The sequence below is a fragment of the Microbacterium oleivorans NBRC 103075 genome (genome assembly GCF_001552475.1).
Taxonomy (GTDB): domain Bacteria; phylum Actinomycetota; class Actinomycetes; order Actinomycetales; family Microbacteriaceae; genus Microbacterium; species Microbacterium oleivorans.
Genome location: NZ_BCRG01000003.1, coordinates 41,614 through 62,923 on the forward strand (window position 1 = coordinate 41,614; position 21,310 = coordinate 62,923).

The following is a 21,310-nucleotide window of genomic DNA, read 5'->3' on the forward strand; positions in this document are numbered from 1 at the left end:
GGGAAAGTCTACCGGCCACGCCGGTCATCGCGGTCGGTCGGCTCAGACCGGCCGGACGCTCACGATGCTCGACAACGGCAGGGTCCGCTCGACATCGGCCGCGCGATCGCGACCGCGCAGGCGACCACCGCCGAGACCTGCGGCTTCGAGCGTCACATCACGCGTGGAGCCGTCCGGCATCCGTACCGTGATGCCGATCGTCGCGCGGGTGCGTACCGCCTGCTCGAGCTCGCGCTCGAGCCAGGCGGCATCCGCATCCTCCGACAGGCTCGCTTTCAGCGTCTCGATCAGAGGGCGGTACCGATCGGATGCCGAGGGTTCCGGCGCGGCGGTCTCGGCGACCTCGTGCCGACCGAGGGCGCGGGGGGCGCCGTCGGCATCCACCGCCAGCACCGGGTAGCGGGCATCGGAGAGCATCCAGAAGGTCGTGTCGGCGCTCGTGCGCGTGACGAGGTCTTCGCCGTCGGGAACGAGCCCGAGGGGGCGGAGGGCCTGATCGACGTTGATCGCCTCGAGGAGGTCGCGGTCGCCCGAGACGCGGGTGTCACCGTGCCGGTCGAGCCCCACCCGGAGCGTTCCGTGGCGCGTCGCGGCGCGTTCGATCTCGTACGCGAGGGGCTGCGGCACGCCCGTCAGCGAGAGCTCGGTGAGGAACGCTGTCAGGGATGCTGCGGTCTCCCCGCCCGCGAACGCCGCCCCGATCGTGTCGGCGGTGAAGCGGTAGGTCGCTGCCTGCGCCCGCGATTCCCGGCGTGCCGTCGTGCGGAGGCGGAGGTCGAGCTGCGGTTCCAGCGGCCCGGGAGCGATGGCCGTCAAGTCGTTCTGCAGGTAGACCTTGTCGACCTCGTGCGGCAGGAGCGAGCGAAGCGCGTCAGCGTCGGCATCCTTGCCGTCGGCCAGCTCCGTCGCCCATGCGGGCGGGGTGCCGTCGGGGGTGAACATCGCCCACTGCGTGAGCATTGCGGCGAGGCGCCGCACCCGCTCGGGCCACGCCGGGTCGAACGGGTGGGCTCCAGGCCAGTCCGCCGGCTTCCGCCAGCCGCCGTCGGGAGAGCGGAGAGAGTGGGGGAGCCGGTCGCGGAGGCGATGGGCGACCTCCGTCCACCGCTCGACGGTGCGGGTGCCGAGCCATGTCGAGCCGGCCTGCGTGATCGTCCAGTTGCGGTCGGAGCCGGCGAGGAGGCCGGTCTCGGCGGCGATGGCGACCAGGGTGTCTGCGTCGTCGGGCGTCGCGGCGGCTCCCGCTTCGACGAGGCGTCTCCGGTCGCCCGCGCTCAAGGCGCCGGATCCGATGCGTCCCAGCGGTGTGCGCGTGGCGGCATGGAGGATGTCGGCGAGGGAGGCGACGGCGTCGAACGCGCGCTCGGCACTCGCGGCATCCGACTCCGGTTCGCCCTCGAAGACGGCCGGCGCACCGACGGGTGCGGCGGAGCCGAGGGCGGCTGCGACGGCGTCATAGGGCCGGCCGGTCTCGTCGGCGAGCGCGCGGGCTACGAGGCCCGCGCGGAAAGGCTGTGCGACGGGGGAGGAACGGTCGACGGCCTCCCGGAGGGCTGCCGCCTCGAGGTCGGAGACGTCGCCGAAGGCGCGGGTCAGCTGCGCCGGGTCGAGCAGGGAGTCGGCGGCGTCGAAGAAATCCGTCCAGGACGTGTTCGGCGCGATGTGCCGAGCATCGAAGAGTGCGGCGAGGGCATCCGGATCGAGCGTGGCGAGGCGGGTCGCAAGGGCACGAGCATCGGAAGCTGTCACGTCAACGACCCTTGTTGGCCCGTCCCCGTCGCACGAAGGTCATGATCAGCAGTGCGAGCAACAGGGCGAACGCGACCGGCGGGGCGACGTAGACGACGAGGCTCACCACGGGCCACACCCCGGTTGCGAAGTCGGCCTGCTTCAGCCCACCCGGACCCGACGCGAGGATGATCGCGAAGAAGCACACCACCGACAGGATCAGCAGCCCCAAAGACATGAACGCCAGGATGCGGTCGATGCGACGGACGGGAAGGTCGCCGGCCGGGGGCGGAGTGCTCATCCGATCAGAGTAGCGGCTCGCCGCGGTGCCGTAGTCTGGTGGTGGGGCTGAGACGGTCCCACTTTTCCATGCCCGCACGCGGGCTCGAGCAGCGAGGTTCGACACATGCCCACCGGCAAGGTCAGGTTCTACGACGAGGCGAAGGGCTTCGGCTTCATCACCGGCGACGACGGTCAGGACGTCTTCCTGCACGCGACCGCGCTCCCCGCCGACACCACGACGATGAAGCCCGGCACCCGGCTGGAGTACGGCGTCGCCGACGGCCGCCGTGGTCTGCAGGCGCTCGCCGTCCGCGTGCTCGACGCGCCCGTCAGCCTCAGCAAGCGCAACCGCAAGCCGGCCGACGACATGGCGGTCATCATCGAGGACCTCGTCAAGCTGCTCGACGGCATCGGCGGGGACCTTCGCCACGGACGGTACCCGAGCGGTGCACACGGCAAGAAGGTCGCCGCTGTGCTCCGCAAGGTCGCCGATGAACTCGATGCCTGAGTCGACCGAACCGGACTCCGCCCCGGCGGACCCGCGTCTGATCGAGGCCCACGACCTCGCGCGCGCCGCGCTCTTCGAGGTCACGCCCGAATCGACCGTCGGCGACGCCGCCGGTTACCTCGTCGAGGACGGCGGAGTGGTCTCGTTGCGCTTCGCGAACCGGATGGCGGGCTACCCCGGCTGGTTCTGGACCGTGAGTGTCGCCGTTGTCGAGGGCTCCGCCCCGACCGTGCTCGAGATCGAGCTGCTCCCCGGCGACGGTGCGCTTCTCGCTCCCGAGTGGCTGCCGTGGGCCGAGCGCCTCGCGGAGTATCAGGCTGCTCAGGCCGCGTCCGACGAGGACGAGGGCGACGACTCGGATGACGACGACACCGACGACACCGACGAAGACGACACCGACGATGACGATGATGTCGACGCAGAGGACCTCGACGTGAGCGACTTCGACGGCGACGGCTCGTCGATCCTTCACGCGGGCGACGTCGACGGCGTCGACATCGACGAGCTCGACGAGACGGCTCCGGACGATGATGAGGCGGACGACGACTCTGATGTCGACGAATCGGATGATGACTCAGACGACGACTCTGACGACGACGACTCTGACGACGACGAGTCGGACGACGACGATGAGTCCGACGACGATGACGACGAGAACTCCGAGGTCCTGCGCGAGTACTGACGCGCGGCATGCGCTCTGAAACGACGCGGCCCCGGGAATCACTCCTCGGGGCCGCGTCGTCGTATGAGCAGAGGTCAGTCGCTCAGGTGCTCGACCGTGTAGTCGATCGCCTTGATCAGCTGGCGCACGTCGTCGGGCTCGATCGAGACGAACGTCGCGACGCGCAGCTGGTTGCGTCCGAGCTTGCGGTACGGCTCGGTGTCGACGATGCCGTTCGCGCGGAGGCTCTTGGCGACGGCGGCCGCGTCGATCGAGTCGTCGAAGTCGATCGTGACCACGACGGGGGAGCGGTCGGCGCGATCGGTGACGAACGGCGTCGCGAAGGAGGCGGCATCCGCCCAGTCGTAAAGCGCGTTCGAGGATTCCGCGGTGCGGGCCCCGGCCCAGGCGAGGCCACCGTTGCCATTGATCCACTGCAGCTGGCTGTCGAGGAGCTGCAGGGTCGCGACCGCCGGAGTGTTGAGCGTCTGCTGCAGGCGCGAGTTGTCGAGTGCGTTCTTCAGGCTCAGGAACTCCGGGATGTACCGACCGGATGCCGCGACCCGCTCGATCCGCTCGATGGCGGCCGGCGACACCGCGGCGTACCAGAGGCCGCCGTCGGAGCCGAGGTTCTTCTGCGGTGCGAAGTAGTAGACGTCGGTCTCGGCGATGTCGATGTCGATGCCGCCCGCGGCGCTCGTGGCGTCGATCACCGTGAGCGCGCCCGCGTCGCCGTGAACGCGTGAGATCGCGGTCGCGACACCCGTGGAGGTCTCGTTGTGCGCCCAGGCGTAGACGTCCACTCCCTCGACCGCCTCCGGCTTCGCGCTCGTGCCGGGCTCCGCGCGGCGGACGTCCGGCGCCTCGAGCCAGGGGGCGGCGGCCGCGGCGGCGAACTTGCCGCCGAACTCGCCGAACACGAGGTTCTGCGCGCGCTTCTCGATGAGGCCGAAGGCTGCGGCATCCCAGAACGCCGTCGACCCGCCGTTGCCGAGGATGATCTCGTAGCCGTCGGGGAGGCGGAACAAGTCAGCCAGGCCCGCGCGGGTGCGTCCGACGAGGTCCTTCACGGGAGCCTGGCGGTGCGACGTCCCGAACAGCGACGCTCCCTGTGTTACGAGAGCCTCGAGCTGCTCGGCACGGACCTTGGACGGGCCGCAGCCGAAGCGGCCGTCGACGGGGAGGATTTCGCGGGGAAGGGTCACTGTCGCCATGCCGAGAAGTCTAGGGCGCGGGCTGTGGCGGCTTCGGTTCCGTGACGCTCCGAGACCGGATGCCGGATAGGCTGGGACGGTACTGTCTCCCGCGCGAAAAGGCCTTCATGACCGACCTCATCGACACCACTGAGATGTACCTGCGCACCATCCTCGAGCTCGAGGAGGAGGGGATCACTCCCCTTCGCGCGCGCATCTCGGAGCGCCTCGGCCACTCCGGCCCCACGGTGTCGCAGACGATCGGCCGCATGGAGCGCGACGGACTCGTCGTCGTCTCGGAGGACCGCAAGCTCGAGCTCACGGATCCGGGTCGGCAGAAGGCCGTCGACGTGATGCGAAAGCACCGTCTCGCGGAGCGTCTGTTGTCGGACGTCATCGGCCTCGACTGGGCGTACGTCCACGAAGAGGCGTGCCGCTGGGAGCACGTCATGAGCGAGCTCGTCGAACGCCGCCTCATCGAACTGCTCGACCACCCCACCGAGTCGCCGTACGGCAACCCGATCCCCGGACTCGACCAGCTCGGCGATGTGCCCGCGAATGCGTTCGACAACGGTGTCGTGGGTCTCGTCCGCCGACTGAACGATGCCGGCGGTCCGGTGACCGGCAGCATCCGTCGCCTCGCCGAGCCCATGCAGGTCGACCCGGAGCTGCTGACCCAGCTGCGCGACGCGGGCGTCATTCCCGGTCGCACCGGCTCGTTCCGGTTCAACGAGGGCTACGTCCTCGTGGAGATGGACGACGTCGATGAGGCTCTCGAGCTGCCCGTCGAGGTCGCCTCGCACATCTTCATCGTGGACGCGCGCGAGATCTGACCCCCGAGCCCGACGCCGGCCATCGGCGACGAGAGCGTGACTTATTCGTTACCTTCCGGTAGCCTCGGAGAGTCCATCGGCGAGAAGCCCGCCACGGACCGCTCCGCGAGTTGCCTTTCCGGCTCGTCATTCACGGAGTGCCCCGTACATCTGTGCCCGATCACTGATTGCCGACGAGCCAGCATCCTTCCCCCTGGATGCGAAGGCGCCGGAGGACAGCTTGGCTGAAGAGTTCCACCCGTCGAACGAGATTTCTGAGGCATCGACGGCCCATCGCACTGGTCGTCTGAGCCGTCGCGTCGCCGCTAAGGCGCCCGCCACTCGTTCGGCCTCCACCCGTCCGCACCCGATGCGCAGCTTCCTCACGGTCGCCGCCGTCGCCGGTATGGTCGCCACTGTCGCCATTCCCGCCTTCGCCGCGGCTGACCGGGGCGACGCCGCCCAGGCCCGCACGTTGCAGCAGGTCTCGGCAGACGATGCGCAGTCGCTCGTCGTCGCCTCCGAGGGCAGCCCCGCCACGCTCGAGCGCGGCGGCTACTCGGCCACCACGCCGGAAGAGATCGAGAAGGCCAAGGCGAAGGAAGCCGCGGAGAAGGCCGCCAAGGCTGCACTCGCTGCACGTCTCGCCGCCTCCTCCAAGGCTCGCACCTCGTCGTCCGACTCGTCGTCGTCCTCGGGATCGTCCTCGAGTTTCTCGTCGGACGTTCCGCTCGTATCGCCCGGATCAGGCACCGTGCGTCGTCCGCTCGCGCACTTCGACAACTTCGGTCGTCCGTACGCCGGCCACAAGGGAACCGACTACATGGTCGGCCGTGGTGAACCCATCTACGCCGTCGCAGATGGCACCGTCGTCGCGTCGTCCGAGTCCGGTCCGGGCTGGGGTGTCTACGTGAAGATCGCCCATAACATCGGCGGTGTGCGGGTCACCTCGCTCTACGCGCACATGAATTGGGGTACGCGCCGCGTCTCCGTCGGCGACACCGTCTCCGTCGGTCAGCTCATCGGCCAGGTCGGCGACACCGGCCGTGCGAACGGCACCCACCTGCACCTCGAGATCCGCATCAACAACGGGTACACCAACGCCGAGTCGTGGCTGCAGGCCAACGCCGGCTGACGACACACGGCATCCGTTCTTCTGCTGTTCGCCCTCAGGCATCCCGGGGTGTAATACCCTGACCCCGACGCTCGTTCGAGCCGAGGGGAGCCGTATGGACATCCAACCCCGCATTCGCAACCGGAATGCGCTAGGTCGGCATGTGCTGCGGCATCGTGTGCACGAATGCCACGACGTCGGTCGTGCGATTAAGGCGCTGTCTTCATGACGGCGCCTTTTTTCGTACCCGCACCCCTCTCGACCCGCGCCGCGTCGGCGACACGGAAGGCCCTGAAGCCGTCAGGGCCGTTCGAGAGGACACCCTTATGCGCACTCTGGTGCTGAACGCAGGTTACGAACCCCTGGCCGTCATCTCCTTCAAGCGGGCTCTCGTGCTCGTCATGACGGAGAAGGCCACCATCGTCGAGCGCGTCGAGGGGGATCCCGTCTGGGGGTCCCATGACGTGTACGACCGACCCGCCGTCATCGTGCTGACCCGGTACGTGCGGATCCCCGCCGGACGCCGGGTGCCCGTCACCCGCCGCGGCGTGCTCCGCCGCGACGGGCACCGGTGCGCATACTGCGGCAAGAGCGCGTCGACCATCGACCACGTGCTGCCGCGCTCGCGCGGGGGAGCCGACTCGTGGGAGAACCTCGTCGCCGCGTGCCTCCGCTGCAACAACATCAAGGGCGACCGCACACCGCAGGAGATGAAGTGGGAACTGCGGTGGATGCCGCAACCGCCCCGCGGCGCCGGCTGGCGTGTGCGCGGTGCCGAGCGCGCAGAACCCGCGTGGGAGCCGTACTTGGCGCTCGCGGCCTGAGCCGAGCCGTTCGCTCTCGGTGCCTCGTGCGGCACCGAGAGCGTTCGCGTGTCTTGGGGTGGCATCGCGCGGTTGGGGGCGGTGAGCCGCGGCATCCGCTCGGGTGTGGCGCGTGCTGTTTGCAGATTCGGAGAAGTGTGCCGGATTCGGATGGATCAGGGTGTTGGGGTCCGAATCCGGGGTGGATGTCCGAATCCGGGGCGATCCGGGGCGTGGGGCAGGGGCGCGGCATCCCTCAGGGGATGTCGGAACCCGTGCGTATCTTCGAGGTAGACCGCTTGAGTCATTCGAACAAAGCTTCTACCATGTCGAGGTGAGATCCATCGTGCGAAGCACCGCCACTGCCCAAGAGGTGCAGCGGCTGCGCGCGCAGATGGCCCAGATCCAGGGGCGCAAGCTCGACGCGCCGCCCCTTCCCACCCATCCTGCCCTGGCTGATCTGCTGCCGGGCGGGGGGCTGCGCCCCGGATCGTCGTATTCGATCGGCGGCTCGATGTCGCTGCTGTTCGGCCTGCTGGCGCAGCCGTCGCAGACCGGTAGTTGGTGCGGTGTGGTGGGCATGCCGGGGTTCGGCGCCGAGGCGGCCGAGAAGGCGGGCGTCGACCTGACGCACCTCGTGCTGATCCCCGAGCCGGGTCCGCGCTGGCTCGCTGTGACGGCGACGATCGCTGATGTGCTGCCGGTCGTCGCGGTGCGGCCGCCGACCCGGGCGAAGGATGCCGACATCTCACGACTCGCGGCGCGCATGCGCGAGCGCGGGGTCGTGCTGCTCGTGCAGGGCCCGTGGCCGCAGACGGAGGCGATGATCGATGTGACGGATGCCCGCTGGTCCGGCCTCGGCGACGGGTACGGTGTGCTCTCGGATCGCGAGCTGACCGTGACGGTCACGAGCCGGCGCTTTCCGGTGCCGCGGTCGTCGCGGATGCTGCTGCCCGCCCCCGACGGCGCGATCGCGGTGCGCCCGCAGCCTGTCACGCCGATCGTCGACCTGCCGATGCGGGCGGTGAGCTGATGGATCCCGCGCTCGTCGACACCGGGACTGAGCCGGTGCGGAGCCTCGTCGTCTGGGTGCCCGACTGGCCGGTCGTCGCGCTCGGGCTCGAGGGGCTCGCCGAGGTCGGCCAGCCCATCGCCGTCTTCGCGAAGGGGACGGTCGCCGCGACCTCGCCGACCGCACGTGCCGACGGGGTGCGCCGGGGGATGCGGCGCCGCGACGCGCAGGCGCGATGTCCGCAGCTCCATGTGGTCGACGCCGACGACGCCCGCGACCACCGCACATTCGCGCCGCTCATCGCCCGGCTCGAGGAGATCGCGCCGGGTGTGCAGCTGCGCGAGCCGGGGCTCTGCGCGCTGCGGGTGAAGGGACCCGCCCGGTTCTACGGCGGCGAAGCGGGCGCGGCGACCGCGCTGACCGGCGCGCTCGCCGAGCTCGGCGTGCACGATGTGCGCGCGGGAGTCGGCGATGGTCCGTTCACGGCGGAGCAGGCCGCCCGCACCACCGGCCCGGACGCGCCGATGCGGATCGTGCCGCCGGGTTCGGCGGCCGCGTTCCTGTCGACGCTGCCGGTGACGTCGCTGGAAGACGAGTCTGTCGCGAGCCTGTTCGCGCGTCTCGGCATCCACACGCTCGGTCAGCTCGCCGCCCTTCCGCCCGCGCGGCTCGTCGAACGGCTCGGCCCGCGCGGAGCGCGACTGCACGCGCTCGCGTCGGGGCTCGACTCGCAACCCGTGCAACCGCGCACGCCCCCGCCCGAGCTCGAACGAGAGGTCAGCTTCGAGCCGCCGCTCGAGATCGCCGACCAGGTCGCGTTCGGCGTACGCCTCGCAGCGGAGCAGTTCATCTCGGGGCTCGGCGCCGTCGACCTCGTCTGCACCGAGCTGCGCGTCGCGCTGACGGGCGACCGCGGCGATCACAGCGAGCGGGTCTGGCTGCATCCAGGCGCGTTCGATGCCGCTGCCGTCGTCGACCGGGTGCGCTGGCAGCTCGCCGAGCGCGGGCTCAAGAGTGCGGTCGCGAAGGTGCGGATCGCGCCCGAAAAGGTGGATGCGGCATCCCATCACGTGACGGGGCTGTTCGGTTCGGGGCCGGAAGAACGCGTGCACTCGGCGCTGTCGCGCGTGCAGGCGATGCTCGGGCACGCCGGGGTCGTGACCCCGCAGCTGGGTGGCGGCCGGTGGCTCGCGGAGCGGCAGGTGCTCGTGCCCTGGGGAGACGGAGGGAGCAGGGGCGACCGTGCGGTCATCGCCGAGCGCGCTCGGCCGTGGCCGGGGAGTCTTCCCGATCCGCTGCCGGCGACCGTGTTTCCCGAGCCGATTCCCGTCGCGGTGATCGACCGCGATGACGACATGGTCGCGGTCGACGGGCGGGGAGAGCTGACCGCCGAGCCGGTCGCGCTGATCCTTCCCGGAGCGCCGGATGCGTCGGGGGCGCGGAGGCCCCGGCATCCGCGTCGCATCGCCTCGTGGGCGGGACCGTGGCCGGTCATGGAGCGGGGATGGGACCCCGCGCGTGCCCGCCGCGCGAACCGGTTCCAGATCGTCGACGAGGCGCAGACCGCCTGGCTGCTCGTCTGCGAAGAGGGCGTTTGGCACGCCGAGGGCAGGTACGACTGATGGGGTGGGGGAACAACCCGTCGGTCTCGTGGTCCGAGATGGAGCGGATCCTCAGCGACCGGCGCCGCCCCGAGGGAGCGCCGGCGGGCGCCGACGGCGGCGACAGTCCGGCGTGGTCGCACAAGCGCGGGAAGTATCGGACGCCCGAGATCGAGCGTCCGATCGATGCGGTGCCGTACGCGGAGCTGCACGCGCACTCGTCGTTCTCGTTCCTCGACGGTGCGTCCTCACCCGAAGACCTTGTCGAGGAGGCTGAGCGTTTGGGCCTTCACGCCCTCGCGATCACCGACCACGACGGGTTCTACGGCATCGTCCGTTTCGCCGAAGCCGCCGAGCATCTGCAGCTGCAGACCGTGTTCGGCGCCGAGCTGTCGCTGGGACTCCCCGGTCCGCAGAGCGGCGAACCCGATCCGCACGGCAGTCATCTGCTGGTGCTCGCGCGCGGTGAGGAGGGGTACCACCGGCTCGCCGCCGCCATCACGCACGCGCAGCTGTCGGGCGGCGAGAAGGGGCGTCCGGTCTACGACCTGCGTGATCTCGCCGATCGCGCCGGCGGGCACTGGCAGGTGCTGACCGGATGCCGCAAGGGCGCCGTCCGGCAGGCACTCGCCGCCGACGGGGTGGATGCCGCCGCCTACGAGCTCGATCGGCTCGTCGACCTGTTCGGGGCGGAACGGGTCGACATCGAGCTCATCGATCAGGGCGCGCCGACCGACTCGCGCGACAACGACGTGCTCGCCGCGCTCGCCGCCGAGCGGGGGCTTCCGGTCGTCGCGTCGAACAACGTGCACTACGCCGTGCCCGAGAAGGTGCACCTCGCGGCGGCGGTCGCGGCGGTGCGTGCGAACCGCGGGCTGGACGAGCTCGACGGGTGGCTGCCCGCGCACGCGAGCGCACACCTGCGGTCGGGTGCCGAGATGGCCAGGCGCTTCCGTCGGTACCCGGGCGCCGTCGAGCGGACCGTCGCACTCGCCGACGAACTCGCGTTCCCCCTCCGCCGCGCGAAGCCCGCGCTGCCGAAGATGCAGGTTCCCGAGGGGCACACGCCGATGACGTGGCTCCGGCACCTGGTGTGGGAGGCGGTGCCCCGCAAGTATCCGGATGCCACCGACGCGAACCGCGCGCGCATCGAGAAGGAGCTCGGCGTCATCGAGCAGAAGGACTTCCCCGGCTACTTCCTCATCGTGCACGGCATCGTGCAGGAGGCGCGGCGCCGCGGCATCCTGTGTCAGGGGCGGGGATCCGCCGCGAACAGTGCCGTCTGCTATCTGCTCGACATCACGGCGATCGACTCGATCTTCTACGACCTGCCGTTCGAACGGTTCCTGTCGGCGCTCCGCGACGAGGAGCCCGACATCGACGTCGACTTCGACTCGGATCGGCGTGAGGAGATCATCCAGTGGGTCTACGAGACCTACGGACGCGAGCGGGCGGCGCAGGTCGCGAACGTCATCCAGTACCGGCCGAAGAACGCGATCCGCGACATGGCGAAAGCACTCGGGCACTCGCCGGGGCAGCAGGATGCCTGGTCGAAGCAGGTCGAGCGGTGGGGGGCGACGCTCGACACCCCGGGCGATCATGACATCCCGGACCGGGTCGTGGAGTACGCGGGCGAGCTGTTGAAGGCGCCTCGGCATCTCGGCATCCACTCGGGCGGCATGGTGCTGACGGATCGTCCGGTCGGCGAGGTCGTGCCGATCGAGCACGCGCGCATGGAGAACCGCACCGTCATCCAGTGGGACAAGGACGACGCCGCGTGGATGGGTCTCGTGAAGTTCGACCTGCTGGGGCTCGGGATGCTCGCCGCCCTGCAGTACTGCTTCGACATGATCGAGGCCGCGACGGGGGAGCGGTGGTCGCTCGACGCGATGCCGAAGGAGGAGGCGGCGGTCTACGACATGCTGTGCCGGGCCGACTCGATCGGCGTGTTCCAGGTCGAATCCCGGGCGCAGATGGGGCTCTTGCCGCGCCTCCAGCCGCGGAAGTTCTACGACCTCGTGGTCGAGATCGCGCTCATCCGTCCGGGGCCGATCCAGGGCGGCGCGGTGCATCCGTTCGTGCGGCGCAAGCTCGGCGACGAGCCGATCACGTACGCGCATCCCAAGCTCGAGCCGGTGCTGGAGCGGACTCTCGGCATCCCGGTGTTCCAGGAGCAGCTCATGCAGATGGGCATGGCCATCGGCGACCTGTCGGGGGAGGATGCCGACCTGCTCCGTCGCGCGATGGGATCGAAGCGCGGCATCGAGCGGATCGACTCGCTGAAGAAGAAGCTCTACGAGGGTATGGCTCGCAACGGCCTGACGGGCACGGCCGCCGACGACATCTACGTGAAGATCCAGGCGTTCGCGAACTTCGGCTTCGCCGAGAGTCACTCGCTGTCGTTCGGGCTGCTCGTATACGCGTCGTCGTGGCTGAAACTGCACTACCCGGCGGCATTCCTGGCGGCCCTGCTGCGTGCGCAGCCGATGGGTTTCTACTCGCCCGCGACCCTGACCGCCGACGCGCGCCGGCACGGAGTCGAGGTGCGGCGTCCCGACCTGCACGCGTCGGGGGTCGAAGCGGGGATGGAGCCGGTGGCGGAGGGGGCGACCTACCGCCGTGCCCCGACGGGCAGGGACTCGTGCACCGACCGCATCCAGCCGCCTGTGCCGACCTTCGACCGGTCGCTGCCCGACGAGTCGGCGGCGCACCGGCGCGATGGGGAGTTCGCGGTTCGGCTGGGGCTCGCCTCGATCACGGGGATCGGGGTGCCGCTGGCGACGAAGATCGTGACGGAACGGGAGGCATCCGGTCCGTACCGGGACCTGCGCGACCTCGTGCGGCGCACCGGCGCGACGGCGGCGCACCTCGAGGCGCTCTCGACGGCGGGGGCGTTCGAGAGCCTCGGGATCACGCGGCGCGAGGGCATCTGGCTGGCGGGGGATGCTGCACAGGACCGGCTGGAGTTCCTCGAGGGCTCGCTCGTGTCGGTGCAGCCGCCGCTGTTCCCCGACCAGTCGAGTTACGACGTGCTCGCCGCCGACCTCTGGGCGACCGGGGTGTCAGCCGACGACCATCCGCTGACGCACTACCGGTCGCAACTCGACGCGCGCGGGGTGATCACCTCACGCGGCATGCGCGAGCACGAGGTCGGCCGCCGCATCGAGGTCGCGGGTCTGGTGACGCACCGACAGCGGCCGGCGACGGCATCCGGCATCACCTTCCTCAACCTCGAAGACGAGCACGGCGTGATGAACGTGATCTGCTCGGTCGGAGTGTGGAACAGATACCGCCGCATCCTGCGCGACAGTCCCGCACTCATCGCCCGCGGCATGCTGGAGCGCTCTCCCGAGGGGGTGACCAACCTCGTTGCCGATGCGTTCGAGGATCTGCGAGTGGGGGTGACGCACCGCTCGCGAGACTTCCAGTGACTCTCGGTCGGATGCCGCGCCGCGGGCGCAGACCGCCCGTCGCCGTCCGGTCCGCTCACTCGCCGCTGCGGGTCACCTGCCACGTCGGGAAAGGATCCTCGAACTCCGCCCACGCCACCGGCCCCGCCGCGAGCTCATCGTCGGTCAACGCCGTCTCGTCGAGGGCAGCCCGCAGAGCCCGGTGGTGCAGGTCGAGACCCAGGAACGCGATGTCCTCGCCGACCGCGAGAAGCGCCTCGGGCTCCCGCATCCCGTCGTCCACCTGCACCGGCGAGAACGCGATCATCGCGCCGACGTGATCCCACTGCGCGACCGTGTGCGAGCGCGTCGCGAAACGGCAGAACCCCGCCGAGCGGATCACGAAACCGAACTGCCCACTTTCGATGCGCTCGTCCAGAAGGGCGGCCAATCGTCCGGGATGCAGGGGCCGTACGTTCTCGTAGCGGAACGCGCTGATCCGCGGATCCGTCATGTGCGGTGCGAACTCGTCGTTCAGTAGTCGCACCCACCCCGGCGCCGGCTGGTGATGTCGCCCGACGGTGAAGGCCGGTAGGGGGTCGGCCGTCTCCTGATGGAGTCGCAGCCTCGCGGCGGGTGCGAGGTGACTCACGAGCGCCATCGTGATCGAGAGGTCGGGAGTCGACAGCCCCGACCAGTTCACGAGGATGATCGTCGAGGCGTACTCGAGCTGCTGCACCGCCAGCAGGGCGTGCGCCGTGTACCGGACTCCCGGCGTGCCGGTCTCGTCCACGTCGGGTGCGCCTGCGTACGTCTCGCGTCGCAGGTCGTCCAGCAGATGCGGGGCGTCGACCACGCAGACGACGCCGGTGAGGCGCAGTCCGCTGTCGTGCTCCGAGAATGTTCCGATGACGTCGAGGATCGATGTGTCGGACGGAAACTCGGCGATGACACCGGGGCCGAGGTCGATCCACGGCAGGAACGCCCCCGCCTGCGCCGCGGGATCGTCCCCACCGAGTCGGGATGCCGGGAGGAGAGGCTTCCCCGTCGCCAGACTCAGGCGCTCGGCGTACACCGCCCGTTCAGGTCCGCACGCTCCCATCACGGCGATCACGTCCGTCTCGTGCATTCGACACCCCACTCATCCCGGTTTGTGTAGCCTTGATGATAACCGTTCTCAATAGGAGTGTGTCATGAAGGTTCGTGCGTCCCTCAAGTCCCTGAAGAACCAGCCCGGCGCGCAGGTCGTGCGTCGCCGGGGCCGGGTCTTCGTCATCAACAAGCTCAACCCCCGCTTCAAGGGCCGTCAGGGCTGAGCCACCGTCAGGCCGCCGCGCGCCTCCGCTGCACGGCGTCCACGATCACGTCCACCACGACGAACGCGGCGAGCGTCCACCCGAGCAGCGGCAGCGCGAGACCGAGCAGCACGCCACCCGCGACGACGGCGGCGACACCCCACCACGGCGCGCCGTCGAGGACGCCTCGGCGCGGCGGCATCCCGACCCGTGCGGTCTTCGTCGGGCGGCGCTTCACCCACATGGCGTAGCCGAGCACGACCATGCCGGCGATGCTCATCGCGAGCAGGAACATGACGATCTGGTTCGCGAGGCCGAACATCGTGCCCATGTGGATCGAGACGCCCCACGAGGCCAGCTTCGCGGGCAGCGAGAAGTTCTCGAAGTCCACGCGGTCGACGGGCTTCAGCGTCGTGCCGTCGATCGCGACGGCGTCGAGGTGGCCCGGGAAGCCGCGGTCGATCTCCTGCACCTTCCATGCCTGGTCGGCCGCCGCGGGCGGCGTGATCTGCACCAGCCCGGTGTCGATGTTGACGCGCTCCGCCTCGGCGAGCACGGCGTCGAACGTGGCGGGGTCGACGTTCACCGCTCCGGATGCCGCGCCGTGCCCGGCGTGCTCATCGCCGGCACCCGTGGCGCCACCGAGGCTCGTCGACACGGTGGGCGTCGTCCAGTCGAGCGCGGCGCGCAGGTCCGTGACGTTCTGCCCCCCGAAAGTCGACCACGTGATGCCGGTCGCCGACAGGAACACGGCGCCGAGCGCGATCCAGATGCCGAGGGACGTGTGCCAGCTGAAGAAGCGGCGGTACCCCGTGTGCTTGAGCGACGGCCGCACGAAGTCCTTCTTCGTGCGCGCGGTGCGGATGCGGATGATCCAGAGCGCCACGCCCGCGATCACGACGATGCCGAGCCAAGATGCCGCGAGCTCGCTGTACATCCGGCCGGGGTCGCCCAGCCCGAGGCTGCGGTGGAAGTTGCTGATCGTGGTACGCAGCGGCAGCGATCCGCTCGTGCCGTAGACGGTCTCGTCGCCGCGGATCTCACCCGTGCCGGGGTCGACGAACACGGCGCGGGATTCGCTCTCACCGAGCCCGTCTTGCGCGAACATGACGCGCGTCGTATCGCCGGGCTTGGGGGCGGGGCGCACGGCCGACAGGGTGGCGGCGGTTCCGACATGGGCCTCGGCGATCTCGACCTGTTGGCCGAGCGTGAGGGGCGCGTCGGTCACGGGTGCGTGTAGCTGACGCGCGTAGACGCCCTGCTCGATCGTCGGGGCGAGGGCGTAGAGGCCGCCGCTGAGCGCGGCGACGAGGATGAAGGGTCCGACGAGGATGCCGGCGTAGAAGTGCAGGCGCACGAGGAAGGCGCCGAACCAGCCCGGACGGCGGGTGGTGCGCGGGGGAGCGGGAGGGGTGGACAGCGTGGCGGTCATGATCGCTTTCGAACGGAGAGGAGGCAGCGGAAAGGCGCGCCGGAAGACGGCGCGGCGCACCGCGACATCCCTCATCGAGAGCGGGACGGCGGCGCGCGTCAGATCAGGAGTGCGCGCGGAGGACCGCGACCGGCGGCGACCCGGAGGACGACCGAGCGGAGCACCGGAACGACCGACACCGACGCGAGCGCGGGACGGTCGAGCGCTCCGAGTGCCAGGACGGCGACGAGGATGCGGCGACGCACCCAGCGCGCGACGTCGGCCGCGAGGGCGAGTAGGCGCTGCGCGGCGCGTTCGCCGCGGTGCAGGACGGTGACGGTCAGGAGTGCGGCGACGCCGTGCATCGCCCACATGAGGGGATCGGCGCAGATGGCGGCGGTGGTGCCCCCGGCATCCGTCATCAGGGTCATGTGGTGCCCGTGGCCCCCTGCCGTCGGCGTGACGGCGCCGAGGACGAAGAGGGTGTGAAAGAGCAGCTGGCTGCCGGTCACGGCGAGGGCGAGTCGGATGAGCGAGAGGCGCCGCCCGGCGAGGGCCGTGCAGACGGCGACCGACAGGACGAACGGTACGGCGATGCCGAGCCAGCCGGGGACCTGTCCGCCACCGGCGACGTGCGAGATGAGGGCCGCCCAGGTGGCGACGGATGCTGCGAGTGCACCGCGAGCAACGCGGGAGACTCGGGAGGGGCGCACGGCTCCATTGTCGCAGGGTCGGTGACGCAAACGTGATCGGCGTCACTGCGCAACCCCTGGGGACCACATCTCCTGCGGGATTACCGTGGAAGGACTTTCACCGGTCGGAGGACACCATGACGAACTACGCGCAGCGCAACGAAGCGGTCCAGCGGAAGCAGATGGGCTCGGGCGCGTTCATCGCGATCTTCATCAGCATCGTCTTCCTTGTGGTCGCGGCGGGCTTCGTGATCCTCGGGATGCTGTTCCTCACCATCCCGAAGCCGGTCATCGTGCTCGGCATCGTGATGCTGCTCGGCGCCGTCGTGCTTCTCGTCGTCGCGGTGTCGTGCATCGTCGCGTCGGTGCGTGCGCTGATGCGTCCGGCGCAGGCGAAGGCGCGCGTCGAGCGACTCGCCTGAGGCGAACGCACGAAAGCCCCGGACCGTTCGGTCCGAGGCTCTCGCGAAAGTCTGAGGTGTCAGACGGCCTGCGCAAGCGCGAAGCCGACTGATCCGTCCTCTTCAACGCGGGCGTCGAGGATGCGGTCGTTGAGCGCGACGCTCGCGGCCGGGTCGACGAAGACACGGGCACCATCGGTCTCGACGACGGTGTCCCCGTCGGCGGGAGCGGGTGCGAGAGAGAGGGCGTACCCGTTCTGCGGGTCGGATGCCTCGGCGATCCGGAGTCCACCGGTCTCGGTGGGGATCTGCGTAGCGAGGCTCTTGACGGCGGTGCTGGCGTTCTCGGTGAGTGTGAGCATGATGCTCCCTTCCGTGGAGTGCGTGCGTGAGCGGGCCACGATTCCGAGAATCGGATGCCGGTGCAACCTCCGACGCACCTTCGGCTCGCACTCACACGGTTTACGGAGGTTCATCCGCCCGGTGTACGCCGGGTCATCACTCGGGCCGATTCGCCCGCGGGCCGTGGCGGATTGACTCGAGCCATGCCTCACACCACTTCATCCCGCCGTCTCCGCCTCGCTGCGGCAGCGGGCCTCGTCGCTCCGCTTCTCGTCCTCGCGCTCGCCGCCTGCAACCCGATGGACGCCATCGAGAAGGTGCACTCGGAGGAGTTCGCCGACCGCGCCGCCGCGTCGAAGGGCTGGGTCGGGATTGCCCTGCCGTCGTGGATCCCCACGGACGCGAAGACGATCAAGAACACCGCGACGACGAACGAGACGAACGCGGTCATCTCCATCGAGGGCGGCAGCGAGCCGGAGGGGTGTACGGAGACCGACCGCCGAGGACTCCCGTTCGACAGTCGGTACGGCAGTCTCGGCGAACCGCTGCCGACGACCGTCTTCGCATGCGGACCCTACGAGGTCGTCGCAACCGAGACCGGCTGGCTCGGCTGGTTCAACGTGAAGAAAGAGGGGCAGACGCCCCAAGACGCGTGAGCGATCAGCTCGCCCGCATCCGTTCGCGCAGGTCTGTCGCGTCGGAGGCGGGGGAGCGTCCGTAGGCGGCGCGGTAGTCGCGCGAGAAGTGCGACGCGCTGATGTAGCCGACGGTGGCGCCTGCCTGCGCGGCGGTGTCGCCGTCGGCGATCAGCAAGCGCCGGGCCTCACCGAGGCGGAGCCGCTTGAGGTACCGCATCGGCGTGAGGCCGGTCAGTTCGCGGAAGTGCCGGCTCAACGTGGTCGGGCTGGCGCCGACGGATGCCGCGACGCCGTCGAGCGTCCACGGCTCGGCGAGCCGGCGGGTCAGTGTCGTGATCGCCGCGTTCACGATGTCGGCGTTCGCGTGAGCCGCCGTCCCGAGCAGCCGCCCCGCCTGGTCGCTCTGCAGCAGGCGCACGACGAGCTCGCGGTTGAGCAGCGGCGCGAGCACGGGTGCTTCGTCGGGCGCGTCGAGGAGGGCCAGCATCCGGTCGACGACGTCGGCGATCTCGGCCGTCATCGTGCCGAGGCGATCCGGTGCCTCCGGCGCGGCGGTGCGAGGCAGTTGCGCGGCGACCTCGGCGACGGCCGTCGGGTCGAGTTGCCAGTTGACCGAGACGAAGTCACCCGATGCGCCGGTCTCGGTGACGCGGGCGAACAGGGGCAGGTCGACGGGTGTGATGAGGAACCGTTCGGGCCCCCACTCCTGCTCGGTCGCGGCGTCGTCGCCCGAGACCTTGCGTCCCGTGAGCACGACCGACAGGCACGGCTTGTACTGGACGAACATCGTCGGACTCGGCGCCGTCGTCCGCCCCAGGATCAGCCCGAGCGCCTCGGCTCGATGCGGGCGGTCGATGTGACGTCGCACGCGTTCGGCGCCACGGTCGAAGCTCGCCCTGATCCGTTGATCCATGTGTTCATTGAAGCGGATGCCGGTGGCCGCCGGCCCGCCCGGGCGAACACGCAGCGGATCAGGCAAGCATCCGACCGGATCAGGCAACTCGATCGGGCTGTCGACCGTCAGCGTGGAGTCATGACCACGAATCTCCTGTCCCTTCCTCGCGACCAGCGTCTCGCCGGCCGCACCGCCATCGTCACCGGTTCGTCGAGTGGCATCGGCGAAGCGATCGCTCATGTGCTCGCGGCATCCGGTGCTCACGTCGTCGTTCACGGGCGCGACGTCGACCGTGCCGAGGCCGTTGCGGCGGCGATCACGGGTGGTGGGGGCGCGGCATCCGTCGTCACGGGCGACCTCGCGGAGAGTCCCGCTGCTGCGCGTGCGTTCGCCGCGCAGGCCGCCGAGGCGCTGGGCGGGTGGGTCGACGTGCTGGTGAACAACGCCGGAATCTTCCCGATCGGGCCGACGCCGGAGCTGTCCGACGACGATGTGGCCGCGCTCCTCGCGACGAACGTGCGTGTGCCCCATGACCTCGTCGGCGCTCTCGCTCCCGGCATGGTCGAGCGGGGGTCGGGCGCGATCGTGAACATCACGTCGTGGATGGCGCACGTCGGCACGCCGAACGTCGGGTTGTATCCGGCGACGAAGTCGGCGCTCGAGCATCTGACGCAGGCGTGGGCGGCGGAGTTCGGGCCGCGTGGTGTGCGGGTGAACGCGGTGGCGCCGGGCGCGACGCTCACCCCGGGGAACGCCTCGGCGCTGGAGATCTTGAAGATGATGACGGCGGTGTCGCCCGCGGGTCAGCCCGGGCGGCCGATCGACATCGCGCACGCGGTGCGCTTTCTCGCGTCGGACGAAGCGTCGTACATTCACGGGCAGGTGCTCAGCGTCGACGGGGGGATCGTCGCGGCCCGGGTCGGGTGACCGGCCGCCGGTCGTCGGGCGGGGTCCGCAGGTGAGATGGTTGTCCTCTCGACGAGAAAGAGGCGACCGTGGCACGGATGAGGATGCAGGCAGTCGGCGTGCTGGCGATGGCCGCTTTGCTGCTGGCCGGATGCGCCCCCGAGCCGTCGCCGTCGCCGTCGCCGTCGCCGACGGCATCCGTGTCGGTTCCGTCGCCGTCCCCGACGCCGACGGAGACTCCGGCGCCGAGCGACCCCGCGACCCCCTCGCCGACTCCGACGCCCACTCCGACGCCGACGGGTCCGCCCGCGACACGTCCCGTCGAGCCGCCGACCGACACCGATCCCGACGGTGATCCGGATGCCGCCGGGATGACCGCCGTGCAGGCCGGACAGCTTTGCGCCGCCGAGCAGACGAACGGGCAGGGAGCCGGCGATAAGCAGGTCGGCCAGCCGAAGGTCTACGAGCGGACGGTGTCGCCGCGCTGGTACGTCACCATCCTCGCCGAGAACGAGTTCGGGCAGTACTACCAGGAGTGCATCCTCGGCGGCTCGGTCGAGAACCCGGAGTGGTCGCTGACGCAGGGGACACCGAAGGACGAGATGACGCCCGCGTACATCGAGAAGCAGCGCACGCAGAACGAAGAGTTCGACGACGATCACTGACCGACGGTTACGGTGAAGCATGGCCATCACCGTTTTCCCGCCGCGCGACTTCGCCCTCGACGGGCAGCGGTGCCGCGTCCACGTCTACGACGTCGTGACCGGCTCCGACCGAGTCGTCTTCGAGACCGACGAAGTCCTGCTCGAGGCGCCGAACTGGGCGCCGGAGGGTCTGCTGCTGAACGGCGGCGGGGTGCTGTGGCTACTCGATCCGGATTCGTCGGGGGAGGACTTCGTCGAGGTGCCGTTCACTGGCATCCCGCCGATCAACAATGATCACGTGCTCGTGCCGAAGTCGGGCGACATCCTGCTGTCGGCGAACGACGGGCAGATCTACCGCGCGCCGCGGACCGGCGGTGAGGGAACGCGGATCACCGATCCGGCCGATCCGTTCATGCACTTCCTGCACGGGGTGAGCCCGGATGGGGCGTGGATCGCGTACACGGCGCTGTCGATCGAGGACGGCGAGGTGCTGTCAGCGGACCTCCGGACGGCGCGGATCGACGGGTCGGAGGACGTCCCGTTGACGACGGGTGAGGTCGCAGACGGGAGTGAGTGGTCGCCGGGTGGGTCGTGGATCTACCTGAACACCGAGCAGTTCTCCGAGACGCCCGGGCACGCGCAGATCGCGCGGATGCGACGGGACCGTTCGGGTCTCGAGCAGCTGACGTTCGACGACCGGGTGAACTGGTTTCCGCACCCGTCGCCGACGGGCCGCGACGCGGTCTACATCAGCTTCCCGCCCGGGACGAACGGCCACCCGGCGGATGTCGAGGTCGAGCTGCGGCTCGTCCGGGGTGGGCACTGGCGGCATCCCGAAACCGTCGCGACGGTGTTCGGCGGGCAGGGCACGATCAACGTGAACAGCTGGACGTCCGACGGGTCGCGGTTCGCGTACGTCGACTATCCGGTGGGCTGAGTCGGCGTCAGCAGTGGCTCGGCTCGGGAGTCATTGACGTGGACAA

Annotated in this window: 22 protein-coding genes; 14 read left to right on the top strand and 8 right to left on the bottom strand. The window is 70.1% G+C overall.

Going from position 1 to position 21,310, the window contains the following annotated elements:
* Window positions 1-42: 42 nt before the first annotated feature.
* The gene (locus MO1_RS04600; RefSeq protein ID WP_060915323.1) at window positions 43-1,749 is read right to left on the bottom strand and encodes a helicase-associated domain-containing protein; all 1,707 of its coding nucleotides are present in this window, start codon (window positions 1,747-1,749) and stop codon (window positions 43-45) included.
* 1 nt (window position 1,750) lies between these two features.
* Window positions 1,751-2,029: a hypothetical protein gene (locus MO1_RS04605; protein ID WP_036311877.1), complete on the bottom strand. Its 279-nt coding sequence runs from the start codon at window positions 2,027-2,029 to the stop codon at window positions 1,751-1,753.
* 105 nt (window positions 2,030-2,134) lie between these two features.
* Here MO1_RS04605 and MO1_RS04610 point away from each other — a divergent pair, with 105 nt between their 5' ends.
* Both MO1_RS04610 and MO1_RS04615 read left to right on the top strand, forming a co-directional pair.
* Window positions 2,135-2,518: a cold-shock protein gene (locus tag MO1_RS04610; protein ID WP_036311879.1), complete on the top strand. Its 384-nt coding sequence runs from the start codon at window positions 2,135-2,137 to the stop codon at window positions 2,516-2,518.
* On the top strand, window positions 2,511-3,200 hold the full coding sequence (locus tag MO1_RS04615; RefSeq protein ID WP_306307168.1) for a DUF3027 domain-containing protein: 690 nt from the start codon (window positions 2,511-2,513) through the stop codon (window positions 3,198-3,200). The genes MO1_RS04610 and MO1_RS04615 overlap by 8 nt, the downstream gene beginning before the upstream one ends.
* Window positions 3,201-3,274: 74 nt before the next feature.
* Here the strand turns inward: MO1_RS04615 and serC are convergent, their stop codons facing one another.
* Window positions 3,275-4,393: a phosphoserine transaminase gene (gene serC, locus MO1_RS04620; protein ID WP_060915325.1), complete on the bottom strand. Its 1,119-nt coding sequence runs from the start codon at window positions 4,391-4,393 to the stop codon at window positions 3,275-3,277.
* Between the two features lie 107 nt (window positions 4,394-4,500).
* Here serC and MO1_RS04625 point away from each other — a divergent pair, with 107 nt between their 5' ends.
* The 6 genes from MO1_RS04625 (at window position 4,501) to MO1_RS04650 (ending at window position 13,145) form a co-directional block, all read left to right on the top strand.
* Window positions 4,501-5,205, top strand: coding sequence for an iron-dependent transcriptional repressor DtxR (locus tag MO1_RS04625; RefSeq protein ID WP_060915326.1), 705 nt, complete (start codon window positions 4,501-4,503; stop codon window positions 5,203-5,205).
* 349 nt (window positions 5,206-5,554) lie between these two features.
* The gene (locus tag MO1_RS04630; protein WP_235186114.1) at window positions 5,555-6,319 is read left to right on the top strand and encodes a M23 family metallopeptidase; all 765 of its coding nucleotides are present in this window, start codon (window positions 5,555-5,557) and stop codon (window positions 6,317-6,319) included.
* A gap of 305 nt (window positions 6,320-6,624) precedes the next feature.
* A complete protein-coding gene (locus tag MO1_RS04635; protein ID WP_036311890.1) occupies window positions 6,625-7,122 on the top strand; it encodes an HNH endonuclease in 498 nt (165 codons plus the stop codon).
* A gap of 325 nt (window positions 7,123-7,447) precedes the next feature.
* Window positions 7,448-8,134, top strand: coding sequence for a DnaE2-dependent mutagenesis accessory factor ImuA' (gene imuA', locus MO1_RS04640; protein ID WP_060915327.1), 687 nt, complete (start codon window positions 7,448-7,450; stop codon window positions 8,132-8,134).
* Entirely contained in the window at window positions 8,134-9,735 is a 1,602-nt protein-coding gene (locus MO1_RS04645) for a DNA polymerase Y family protein (RefSeq protein ID WP_036311896.1), read from the top strand. Before imuA' ends, MO1_RS04645 begins: the two co-directional genes overlap by 1 nt.
* Window positions 9,735-13,145, top strand: a complete 3,411-nt coding sequence (locus tag MO1_RS04650; protein WP_060915328.1) for an error-prone DNA polymerase — start codon at window positions 9,735-9,737, stop codon at window positions 13,143-13,145. The genes MO1_RS04645 and MO1_RS04650 overlap by 1 nt, the downstream gene beginning before the upstream one ends.
* A gap of 55 nt (window positions 13,146-13,200) precedes the next feature.
* Here MO1_RS04650 and MO1_RS04655 read toward each other — a convergent pair whose 3' ends face one another.
* Window positions 13,201-14,232, bottom strand: a complete 1,032-nt coding sequence (locus MO1_RS04655; protein WP_060915329.1) for a GTP-binding protein — start codon at window positions 14,230-14,232, stop codon at window positions 13,201-13,203.
* 64 nt (window positions 14,233-14,296) lie between these two features.
* Here MO1_RS04655 and ykgO point away from each other — a divergent pair, with 64 nt between their 5' ends.
* On the top strand, window positions 14,297-14,419 hold the full coding sequence (gene ykgO / locus MO1_RS04660; protein WP_036311902.1) for a type B 50S ribosomal protein L36: 123 nt from the start codon (window positions 14,297-14,299) through the stop codon (window positions 14,417-14,419).
* Between the two features lie 7 nt (window positions 14,420-14,426).
* On the opposite strand, the gene MO1_RS04665 is transcribed toward ykgO, so the two are convergent.
* Window positions 14,427-15,830, bottom strand: coding sequence for a PepSY-associated TM helix domain-containing protein (locus MO1_RS04665; protein ID WP_255209219.1), 1,404 nt, complete (start codon window positions 15,828-15,830; stop codon window positions 14,427-14,429).
* Between the two features lie 98 nt (window positions 15,831-15,928).
* Window positions 15,929-16,522, bottom strand: coding sequence for a hypothetical protein (locus MO1_RS04670; protein WP_060915331.1), 594 nt, complete (start codon window positions 16,520-16,522; stop codon window positions 15,929-15,931).
* Between the two features lie 116 nt (window positions 16,523-16,638).
* On the opposite strand from MO1_RS04670, the gene MO1_RS04675 reads away from it, so the two are divergent.
* Window positions 16,639-16,923, top strand: coding sequence for a hypothetical protein (locus MO1_RS04675; RefSeq protein ID WP_060915332.1), 285 nt, complete (start codon window positions 16,639-16,641; stop codon window positions 16,921-16,923).
* 59 nt (window positions 16,924-16,982) lie between these two features.
* Here the strand turns inward: MO1_RS04675 and MO1_RS04680 are convergent, their stop codons facing one another.
* Window positions 16,983-17,264, bottom strand: a complete 282-nt coding sequence (locus MO1_RS04680; RefSeq protein WP_060915333.1) for a HesB/IscA family protein — start codon at window positions 17,262-17,264, stop codon at window positions 16,983-16,985.
* Between the two features lie 183 nt (window positions 17,265-17,447).
* Here MO1_RS04680 and MO1_RS04685 point away from each other — a divergent pair, with 183 nt between their 5' ends.
* Window positions 17,448-17,900, top strand: a complete 453-nt coding sequence (locus MO1_RS04685) for a hypothetical protein (protein ID WP_060915334.1) — start codon at window positions 17,448-17,450, stop codon at window positions 17,898-17,900.
* 4 nt (window positions 17,901-17,904) lie between these two features.
* Here the strand turns inward: MO1_RS04685 and MO1_RS04690 are convergent, their stop codons facing one another.
* On the bottom strand, window positions 17,905-18,795 hold the full coding sequence (locus MO1_RS04690; protein WP_060915335.1) for an AraC family transcriptional regulator: 891 nt from the start codon (window positions 18,793-18,795) through the stop codon (window positions 17,905-17,907).
* A 120-nt stretch (window positions 18,796-18,915) separates the two neighbouring features.
* Between MO1_RS04690 and MO1_RS04695 the strand changes: the two genes are divergently transcribed.
* The 3 genes from MO1_RS04695 (at window position 18,916) to MO1_RS04710 (ending at window position 21,264) form a co-directional block, all read left to right on the top strand.
* Window positions 18,916-19,704, top strand: coding sequence for an SDR family NAD(P)-dependent oxidoreductase (locus MO1_RS04695; protein ID WP_036312445.1), 789 nt, complete (start codon window positions 18,916-18,918; stop codon window positions 19,702-19,704).
* Between the two features lie 77 nt (window positions 19,705-19,781).
* Entirely contained in the window at window positions 19,782-20,348 is a 567-nt protein-coding gene (locus MO1_RS14795; RefSeq protein ID WP_174520546.1) for a hypothetical protein, read from the top strand.
* 19 nt (window positions 20,349-20,367) lie between these two features.
* Entirely contained in the window at window positions 20,368-21,264 is an 897-nt protein-coding gene (locus MO1_RS04710) for a TolB family protein (RefSeq protein WP_060915337.1), read from the top strand.
* The last annotated feature ends 46 nt before the right edge of the window (window positions 21,265-21,310 follow it).

Excerpts from the sequence above, each read along its gene's own strand:
- MO1_RS04605 (WP_036311877.1), bottom strand. The coding sequence starts at position 2,029 with ATGAGCACTCCGCCCCCGGCCGGCGACCTTCCCGTCCGTCGCATCGAC.
- MO1_RS04610 (WP_036311879.1), top strand. The coding sequence starts at position 2,135 with ATGCCCACCGGCAAGGTCAGGTTCTACGACGAGGCGAAGGGCTTCGGC.
- MO1_RS04615 (WP_306307168.1), top strand. The coding sequence starts at position 2,511 with ATGCCTGAGTCGACCGAACCGGACTCCGCCCCGGCGGACCCGCGTCTG.
- serC (WP_060915325.1), bottom strand. The coding sequence starts at position 4,393 with ATGGCGACAGTGACCCTTCCCCGCGAAATCCTCCCCGTCGACGGCCGC.
- MO1_RS04625 (WP_060915326.1), top strand. The coding sequence starts at position 4,501 with ATGACCGACCTCATCGACACCACTGAGATGTACCTGCGCACCATCCTC.
- MO1_RS04630 (WP_235186114.1), top strand. The coding sequence starts at position 5,555 with ATGCGCAGCTTCCTCACGGTCGCCGCCGTCGCCGGTATGGTCGCCACT.
- MO1_RS04635 (WP_036311890.1), top strand. The coding sequence starts at position 6,625 with ATGCGCACTCTGGTGCTGAACGCAGGTTACGAACCCCTGGCCGTCATC.
- MO1_RS04645 (WP_036311896.1), top strand. The coding sequence starts at position 8,134 with ATGGATCCCGCGCTCGTCGACACCGGGACTGAGCCGGTGCGGAGCCTC.
- MO1_RS04650 (WP_060915328.1), top strand. The coding sequence starts at position 9,735 with ATGGGGTGGGGGAACAACCCGTCGGTCTCGTGGTCCGAGATGGAGCGG.
- MO1_RS04655 (WP_060915329.1), bottom strand. The coding sequence starts at position 14,232 with ATGCACGAGACGGACGTGATCGCCGTGATGGGAGCGTGCGGACCTGAA.
- ykgO (WP_036311902.1), top strand. The coding sequence starts at position 14,297 with ATGAAGGTTCGTGCGTCCCTCAAGTCCCTGAAGAACCAGCCCGGCGCG.
- MO1_RS04665 (WP_255209219.1), bottom strand. The coding sequence starts at position 15,830 with ATGACCGCCACGCTGTCCACCCCTCCCGCTCCCCCGCGCACCACCCGC.
- MO1_RS04675 (WP_060915332.1), top strand. The coding sequence starts at position 16,639 with ATGACGAACTACGCGCAGCGCAACGAAGCGGTCCAGCGGAAGCAGATG.
- MO1_RS04680 (WP_060915333.1), bottom strand. The coding sequence starts at position 17,264 with ATGCTCACACTCACCGAGAACGCCAGCACCGCCGTCAAGAGCCTCGCT.
- MO1_RS04685 (WP_060915334.1), top strand. The coding sequence starts at position 17,448 with ATGCCTCACACCACTTCATCCCGCCGTCTCCGCCTCGCTGCGGCAGCG.
- MO1_RS04690 (WP_060915335.1), bottom strand. The coding sequence starts at position 18,795 with ATGGATCAACGGATCAGGGCGAGCTTCGACCGTGGCGCCGAACGCGTG.
- MO1_RS04695 (WP_036312445.1), top strand. The coding sequence starts at position 18,916 with ATGACCACGAATCTCCTGTCCCTTCCTCGCGACCAGCGTCTCGCCGGC.
- MO1_RS14795 (WP_174520546.1), top strand. The coding sequence starts at position 19,782 with ATGAGGATGCAGGCAGTCGGCGTGCTGGCGATGGCCGCTTTGCTGCTG.
- MO1_RS04710 (WP_060915337.1), top strand. The coding sequence starts at position 20,368 with ATGGCCATCACCGTTTTCCCGCCGCGCGACTTCGCCCTCGACGGGCAG.